This window comes from Salinicoccus albus DSM 19776 (assembly GCF_000385175.1).
GTDB classification, from domain to species: Bacteria; Bacillota; Bacilli; order Staphylococcales; family Salinicoccaceae; genus Salinicoccus; species Salinicoccus albus.
Map to the genome: position 1 here is coordinate 161064 of NZ_ARQJ01000029.1, position 7408 is coordinate 168471.

A 7408-nucleotide genomic window follows, 5' to 3' on the forward strand; every position below is an offset into this window, starting at 1 on the left:
CATTTCTATTTATGAGACAGCCATTAAATGATGATGCGCTGTCTCTTTTTTATTTAATTTTTTAATAAAAATTGGATTAATCAGCTGCTGATAGGGATATAATTAGTATACAAGGAGGCATATAATATGAACGTGCTTATAACAGGCGGGACAGGATTCGTCGGTGCCAGACTTACAGATACATTAGTGGAAGAACAGGATCATGTGTATATTTTGAGCCGGGGCAGTCACTATTCAGAACATCCGTACATTCACTATATACAATACGACCCCGATCATCCGGAAAATGAAGGCTGGATGGAAAATATGCCAAAGAAAATTGACATCATCTATAACCTCGCCGGTGCTTCGCTGCAGAAAATATGGACAGAGTCACACAAAGCGGAAATACTGCATTCAAGAATCAATGTGACACGGATGCTCAAAAGATGGGCGGAGCAGAGTGAAATCAAGCCCGGCGTACTGGTCAATGCCAGCGCTGTCGGTTACTATCCAACCAGTGAGAGCACATACTTTGATGAAAGTCATACATTTGCGCCGCATAATTTCCTCTCCTATGTGACCGCTTCGTGGGAAAACGAAGCAAGAAAATTCGAAACACTTGGCGTCAGGGTAGTGACTGCAAGATTCGGTCTGGTTCTGGATAAGGAAAACGGCGTATTGCCCTTAATATCGCTGCCCTATAAATTCGGCGCAGGCGGCAAAATCGGCAGCGGCGAGCAATGGTACAGCTGGATTCATATTGATGATCTGCTGAATACCCTTTTATTCACAGCTGCTCACGATGAAATTTCCGGACCCGTGAATTTGACAGCGCCGACACCAAACAGACAGAAACAATTTTCAGCTTATCTCAGCGCGGTCCTCGGCAAACCCAATTTCTTCACAACTCCGGCATTCCTGTTCAGCAGTGTGATCGGAGAACAGTCCATCATGATAGTGAAGGGACAGTACGTATTTCCAGAAGTGCTGATGGAAAACGATTTCAAGTTTATCTTCCCGACGCTTGACATTGCACTGGAAGATTTGTTTGATAAAGAAACAGATTAGCTGGCGTCATGAATATCTAAAGCGGAGGTGCCCTTAATGTCGGCGCCTCCGCTTTTTGGGCTGAGCTGGCAGTGCCGCGATATTACCGGACATTGTGAGACAGTTAATAGCCGGCATTAGTAAAGTTATTCTTAAAGCTGAAAATATATCCGCTTATTTGAAAATAATCACAACCCGATTAGGTTTGGCCACTGATTTCACTTATATTGTCGATCCATTTAGTGATGTAACCATCTATAACCTCTTCTTTATCAATATTATCATGAAGTGAAGGAGATATAATTAACAAGTAGACTATAATATAATAGATTGGCTGAAGTAATTGAACTATTAAAAATTCAGAAATTAACTCATCTTTTTGTCCGTAACCTTCCCATTCGTCTATATAAGCGCTTAACACCTCTTCACTTAATGTGGGGGAAAAGAATGTCTCCACTTCCTCTGTCAGATGGACAATACTTAGAAATGGATGGGTGAGCGAGCTATCAGACCAGTCATAAATTAATGGCTCACCGCCCTCCACTATTACATTACCACCAAATAAGTCACCATGATCCACAGATAGCAACGTTTTAAATTTCAGTGTTTGTACTAATGACAGAACATCAGGTATACTCTTGAATAAATTTTGATAGGAAGTATTTGATATGTAATTTTCTAATGCACTTATCGTTTTATGCAGCCGTTCTTCATTAATTATTGTGTGCACAGGTCTTATCGGTATAGTTCTATTTATCTTCAGTTCACCTTGAATGTATTTTTTCTGTAGCTCAGCAATTCTCCTAACAGTCATTTTCCATTGTTGAATGTCCTCTGAATATCCAAGAAGTTCTCCGTTAATTTCTCTCATCATATATGTTTTTCTTTTTTCGTCGATTGAAATAACTTCAGGTGCATACTTTGTCATACTTTGATGAACAAACGGTTCGTGACCAAAAATTGGCGGTACCGTTTTAACATAATAGTTATTGTTAAAACCATGAATCTTTAATAATAACCCCTTTTCCCAAGTTCTTACCTGTTCCACCAAGCAGAATCTGCCCAACAATTTGCTTTCTACCCATTCTTCAGTCTTCTCTCTAAAACCATACTGGAACCATGGCATTTGATAATCACTTCCCTCTTTCCATTGCTGAAGAATCCATTTTTCTTTTACCGAAATAGCGTTAAAAATATTAGCACTGGAGGGGGCTGCCCAATCGGAATATTTATAAGCAGGCAAATGATCAGTATCCAGGACTTCCACTTCATATATCAGCCTCGAATCTTCTTTTTTCCAGCATTTTAGTACATTTGTAAACAGATTATACTGTTTGTTGAAATATTCATTTATTTTTTTGATATCTGCAATATGAAAGGGTAAAGCGTAAAAATGAGGAAAATTCCATTCTTCACCACTGACATCAAACAACATTAAATTTTCTTTCTTTGCGTATACTATAAATTGATAAAGCATTTAAACTTACCTTTCGGTCGATCCATTTTTGAACACCCTTATGCATCTGCCTTTTTTTCTATCATTAATATGCAGGGGACTTATTATAAAAAATTATCTGAACATCTTATACCCTTCTGAATTAAAGCTAATATATATCCCAAAAATTTTTCTCTTTTTTATCAGTCTTTACCTTAGATCACGTCTCGTTCATTCTATGGGCGTTGAGATATTTTATGGACCGCAGGGCACCATGCATAAACCAGCAATCCGCATATAAAAACTGCAGACATACCGCTTTCACGATTTTGTCTGCAGTTTCCGCATCTTCACATACTGAATGTCATTTTAAAACGAGTTCTTCCCCGCTTTTCAGCTTCTCTGCGATTTTATCCAGTTTTCTCAAACGGTGATTGATACCTGACTTTGAAACAGCACCTGTTGACATCATCTCACCCAGCTCTTTTAAAGAAACCTCCTGATGTTCCACCCTCAGTTTTGCGATTTCGCTCAGTCGCTCGGGCAGTTCATCCAGACCGATTTCTTCATCAATGAACTGGATATTTTCCACCTGTCTCATGGCGGCGCCGATGGTCTTATTCAGATTGGCAGTCTCACAGTTGACGAGCCGGTTCACCGAGTTCCGCATATCCCGTACGATTCTGACATCCTCGAATTTAAGCAGTGCCTGATATCCGCCGATCAGACTCAAAAATTCTGCGATTTTCTCCGCTTCTTTCAAATAAGCGATGAAGCCGCGTTTTCGTTCTATCACTTTTGCATTCAGTTCGTAGCCATTCATCAGCTCTGTCAGATTCCTGACATGTGCTTCTTGTAAGGAATGGATTTCCAGATGATAGGCGGAAGTCTCGGGATTATTCACTGAACCGCCTGCCAGGAAAGCTCCGCGCAGATAACTGCGGATACAGCACTCTTTCTCTTTTACCTTATCATTGATCCTGTCAGACAGCTCCCCGTCTTCCAAAATCTCAAGATCCTCAAGTACGAGTCTGCTGTCATCCTTAATACGACAAATATACACATTATTTTTCTTAAGTTTCATCTTCCTGCGCACCAGCAGTTCGATCTCAACCCCGTACACCTTTTTTATCAGCGTAAAAATCCTTCTGGCAATCGCGGCATTTTCAGTCTGTATGTTTAAAATCCACCCGCCATTGAAATGGCTGAGCGCACCGTTCATTTTAATGAGTGCGGAGAGTTCGCTTTTCATGCAGCACGTATCCACTTCGATCCTGGTCAGTTCGTTCTTCATATCGGAAGCAAATGACATGCAATCACGCCCTTATCATTATGTTATTTCTTATACTGCAATGTGCTGATTTCCCTGAGTGCAATGTCATAGATCTTTTCAGCCAGCACTTTATTATTATGTCTCACCGCACCCTGATCATCGATTGAAACCAGCCGGTGATCCGTGGCAATTTCCACACCCATTTCCCTGATGCGCTGTTTATCACTGCTGACTATCGACATGTGGTTCCGGCTGTAGTATTCAGAGATCTGACCCTGAATATCCTGTTCATTAAGAATAATAAAATCCATGATGCTCCTGCCTGTTTTCTGACCCAGGTGAAAATCGATCGCTTCCAGATGATCTGCCGCGGTATACCCCAGTGTCTCTCCAACCTGGGTCATGATGTTGGAGACATATACTTTAATCCCTTGTGAACCAAGTATGGCATCTTTGATACCGCCGGGCAGAAGGTTGGGAATCACACTCGTATAGAGGCTTCCCGGTCCGAATACAATCACATCCGAATCCTCTATCGCCTGGACGGCTTCAGCCGTGGCCACCGTATCATTCGGAAGCAGATACACTTCTTCTATCTTCTGTTTCACTTCGGGAATATAGCTCTCCCCGACGATGATTGAATTGTCATCCATCCGTGCCGCCAGTTTCGGGCTGAAGTTTGTGGAGGGAATGACAGTTCCCTTGACGTTTAAAATTTTGCTGAGCTCTTTGACCGCCATCGCAAAATCCCCTGTCATATCATACATTGCCGCGAGCATCAGGTTGCCGAGCGCATGACCGCCAAACCTGTCCTTCTTAAATCTGTATACGAAAAGATTCTCCAGTTTCGATTCAACATCACTGAGTGAACTCATCACATTTCTGATATCACCGGGTGCCGGCATGTCAATCTGATCACGAACCAACCCTGTTGAACCACCGTCATCGGCGACAGATACGATTGCTGAAATATCCACCGGGTAACGCCTCAGCCCCCTTGCCAAAACACTGAGACCCGTACCGCCGCCGACGAGTGTAACCTTAATTTTCTTCATTAACACGGCTCTCGATTTCTGCATCCCGATGCATTGCTTTCATTTTGAAGTCAAGGCTGTCAGACAGGTCTGCGGCAAGTTTTTCGGCAAGTGTGACAGAACGGTGCTGTCCCCCGGTGCAGCCGATGGCAATGACCAGCTGGGATTTCCCTTCCTTCATGAACTGCGGAATGGTGTATTTTAATAAATCAAGTAACTTTTCATAAAAGGTGCGGGTTTCCTGCCATTTCATGACATAGTCAAAAACCGGCTGATCCATCCCGTTCATTGGTCTTAGATTATCAACGTAATGCGGGTTTGGGAGAAAGCGGACATCGAATACAAGGTCGGCATCAATCGGCAGACCGTGCTTGAAGCCAAAGCTCATGATGTTCACGTTGAAAGGCCGCTCATTGGCTCCGGAACTCTTTTCTAACAGGTGTTTCCTAAGCGATTTTTCAGTTGTGTTCGTAGTGTCCACAATATCATTTGCACGTCCCTTGAGTTCAGACAGGAGTTCCCGCTCTGTCCTTATCGCATCAAGCAGATTCATCTCGTTATCAATCGGATGTACACGGCGTGTTTCCTTGTAGCGGCTGACCAATACTTCATCAGAAGCATCGAGGAAGATGATTTCAAGCACAATATCATTGTTCTCCCTCAAAATTTCCACCTCTTTGACAAGATCTTCAAATAATTCCTTGCCTCTCAGGTCGATGCCAAGCGCTACACGTCCCATCTGCCCGTCTGTTGTGCGCATCAGTTCCACAACTTTCGGCAGCAGAATCGGCGGCAGGTTATCGATGCAGAAATAGCCCATGTCCTCAAGTGCCTGAATCGCTACGGACTTACCTGCACCACTCATACCGGTTAAAATTTTAAGCTCTTTCAAATACCCCGCCTCCTCCTGTCATTCTAATGACTACTTTACATTATAATTGACGTTTCAAAAAGTTTGCCAATAAAAAATAATACTGTTTGGATCAGTTCATTCCATTCTCATTGCCTGTTTCAGCGATACTGTCCGGCACCCCGAACGCAAAACCCTGAAAAACCGGTGCTCTTCCCAAAGAACACCGGTTCACATTTGACAGCATCAATATCTATTTTACTTCCTGCATATCTGCAAGCTTTTCAATATAACTTTCTGCATTTTGTGCGGCAATACTGCCGTCACCCGTTGCTGTGACAATCTGGCGCAGTGTTTTCACGCGGACATCGCCTGCTGCAAATATTCCCGGAATGGATGTTTCCATCTCTTCATTGGCATCGACATAGCCCTCTTCATTAAGAATGCCTAAATCTTCAAACGGGTCGGTGAGCGGCTTCATGCCGACATATACGAATACACCATCTGCTTTGAAATCATAGATTGAACCATCTTTCTTATTCATCAGAGTGACACTTTCCACGCGGTTTTCACCATTGATCGATTGAATTTGTGTATCCCAGATGAAATCAATTTTATCATTTTTGAATGCCCGGTCCTGAATGATTTTCTGAGCGCGCAGATCATCTCTCCGGTGGACGATTGTAACTTTATCTGCAAACTTAGTCAGGAAGACACCTTCTTCAACTGCGGAGTCTCCGCCGCCGATAACAACAAGTTCCTTTTCCTTGAAGAAAGCACCGTCACAAACGGCACAGTAGCTGACACCGCGTCCGCCCAGTGCATCTTCCCCGTCTACACCGACTTTTTTGTACTCTGCGCCTGTAGCGATGATGACAGTTTTCGTCCGGATATCTTCTGAGCTTGTTTTAAGAACTTTAATATCCCCTTCAACTGTTACAGATTTGATATCACCATATTTATATTCAGCGCCAAACTTCTGTGAATGCTCGAACATTTTTGTGGACAGGTCCGGTCCTGTAATGAAATCGAATGCCGGGAAGTTTTCCACTTCTTCGGTGTTCGCGACCTGGCCGCCGGGCATGCCGCGTTCAAGCATCACTGTTTTTAAGTTCGCACGGGATGCATATAGTGCTGCTGTCATGCCTGCCGGTCCCGCTCCGACAATGACTACATCATAAACATTTTCTTCAGTCATTATAAATAACTCCTTTTTTACTCTCTCATTTATAATATTATAAATGGAATATTACAATCTTTCATCAAATATGCTTGATCCTGTCGATTGCCTTGTTCAAACGATAAGTACTCGTTTTAAAATCTTCAACCAGTGATTTTTTCGTCATACGCCTGTTTCTCTGGTGAAAATGCATCGTTGCTGCTGCCAGTGCGGTCACATCTTCAACGTCCTCTTTCGCCTCGTAGAGATCGTGGAATGTTTCAATCCATGCCAGCTGATCTTCTTCTGCAATGTACCCCGCCTTTTTCATCGCTTCGAGCCCCTGATGCATGCGCCCGAGCCGCACGAGTTTCAATCCTTGGAATAAAAATGAAATGTACAGCTTCTCATAGTCATCCAGAGATTCAATCGTGTCCCACACCGCATGCCCGAGTATCGCATCGCGGGGAAACACATTATATATTCTGTATATGCCGAGAAGGCGCCTGTAGGCATCATCATCTGTTAAATACTCAAGTTCAAGATCTGTAATTTTCTGTGCTGCTTCATCCTTTTTCCATGGACTGTATGCTTCGCTGACTCTGTGAAATGTCTGCATTTTGTTCCA

Annotated in this window: 7 protein-coding genes; 1 reads left to right on the forward strand and 6 read right to left on the reverse strand. The window is 43.0% G+C overall.

Annotated features, from left to right (window positions below; genetic code table 11):
* The first annotated feature begins 126 nt into the window (after nucleotides 1–126).
* Nucleotides 127–1050, forward strand: a complete 924-nt coding sequence (locus G343_RS0109380; protein WP_020007883.1) for a TIGR01777 family oxidoreductase — start codon at nucleotides 127–129, stop codon at nucleotides 1048–1050.
* A gap of 178 nt (nucleotides 1051–1228) precedes the next feature.
* Here G343_RS0109380 and G343_RS0109385 read toward each other — a convergent pair whose 3' ends face one another.
* The 6 genes from G343_RS0109385 to G343_RS15580 all read right to left on the reverse strand — a co-directional run.
* Nucleotides 1229–2506, reverse strand: coding sequence for a hypothetical protein (locus tag G343_RS0109385; protein ID WP_020007884.1), 1278 nt, complete (start codon nucleotides 2504–2506; stop codon nucleotides 1229–1231).
* 322 nt (nucleotides 2507–2828) lie between these two features.
* Entirely contained in the window at nucleotides 2829–3776 is a 948-nt protein-coding gene (gene whiA / locus G343_RS0109390; protein WP_020007885.1) for a DNA-binding protein WhiA, read from the reverse strand.
* A gap of 23 nt (nucleotides 3777–3799) precedes the next feature.
* A complete protein-coding gene (locus G343_RS0109395; protein ID WP_020007886.1) occupies nucleotides 3800–4792 on the reverse strand; it encodes a gluconeogenesis factor YvcK family protein in 993 nt (330 codons plus the stop codon).
* Complete coding sequence (gene rapZ, locus G343_RS0109400) at nucleotides 4779–5663, reverse strand: RNase adapter RapZ (protein ID WP_020007887.1); 885 nt, start codon at nucleotides 5661–5663, stop codon at nucleotides 4779–4781. Before rapZ ends, G343_RS0109395 begins: the two co-directional genes overlap by 14 nt.
* Nucleotides 5664–5874: 211 nt before the next feature.
* On the reverse strand, nucleotides 5875–6819 hold the full coding sequence (gene trxB, locus G343_RS0109410) for a thioredoxin-disulfide reductase (protein ID WP_020007889.1): 945 nt from the start codon (nucleotides 6817–6819) through the stop codon (nucleotides 5875–5877).
* Nucleotides 6820–6883: 64 nt separating this feature from the next.
* Nucleotides 6884–7408, reverse strand: a 525-nt coding sequence (locus G343_RS15580) for a hypothetical protein (protein WP_020007890.1), incomplete at its 5' end; no start/stop codon positions are given.

Coding starts and splice junctions, on each gene's coding strand:
- whiA (WP_020007885.1), bottom strand. CDS start 3,776: ATGTCATTTGCTTCCGATATGAAGAACGAACTGACCAGGATCGAAGTG.
- G343_RS0109380 (WP_020007883.1), top strand. CDS start 127: ATGAACGTGCTTATAACAGGCGGGACAGGATTCGTCGGTGCCAGACTT.
- G343_RS0109385 (WP_020007884.1), bottom strand. CDS start 2,506: ATGCTTTATCAATTTATAGTATACGCAAAGAAAGAAAATTTAATGTTG.
- trxB (WP_020007889.1), bottom strand. CDS start 6,819: ATGACTGAAGAAAATGTTTATGATGTAGTCATTGTCGGAGCGGGACCG.
- G343_RS0109395 (WP_020007886.1), bottom strand. CDS start 4,792: ATGAAGAAAATTAAGGTTACACTCGTCGGCGGCGGTACGGGTCTCAGT.